Raw genomic sequence first — 610 nt, forward strand, 5'->3', positions numbered from 1 at the left:
GAGTAAACCGTCACTTTTTCGCCTCTTGGTAAGCTGTCCAAAATGCTGGACGTTCCGGAGGCTTTCGAACGTAAGATTAAATGAGAGCCTTTATCCACATTGACATACTTCGTCGTTGTTTTGGCCGGAGTAGAAGTGTCTGTGCTGCTATCGGGATTTGAGTTCGTCAAAAAAGATGCATGAACATAGCCCGTTTTGCTCCCGGCTTTTACTTTTGCCCAATCCCCGGAAATAGAGTAAACCGTCACTTTTTCTCCTCTTGCCAAGCTTGCTAAAATGCTGGACGAAGTGGAGGCCTTAGAGCGCAATATTAAATGGGAACCTTTGTCCACATTGACATACTTCGTCGTTGTTTTGGCTGGTTTTGAAGTACTTGTATTGCTGTCTGGATTTGAGTTTACCAAAAAAGATGCATGAACATAGCCCGTTTTACTTCCGGCTTTTACTTTCGCCCAATCCCCGGAAATAGAGTAAACCGTCACTTTTTCTCCTCTTGCCAAGCTTGCTAAAATGCTGGCTGTTCCGGAGGCCTTAGAGCGCAATATTAAATGGGAACCTTTGTCCACATTGACATACTTCGTCGTTGTTTTGGCCGGAGTAGAAGTGCCTG

1 protein-coding gene is annotated in these 610 nt (G+C 44.9%); it reads right to left on the reverse strand.

Annotated elements, in window-relative coordinates; translation table 11 throughout:
- The coding region (locus tag P9687_RS17120; RefSeq protein ID WP_328228951.1) for an SH3 domain-containing protein at window positions 1–610 on the reverse strand (610 nt) is incomplete at both ends.

Origin of the sequence: Weizmannia sp. CD-2023 (genome assembly GCF_036225245.1) — a bacterium.
GTDB lineage: Bacteria > Bacillota > Bacilli > Bacillales > Bacillaceae_C > Weizmannia > Weizmannia faecalis.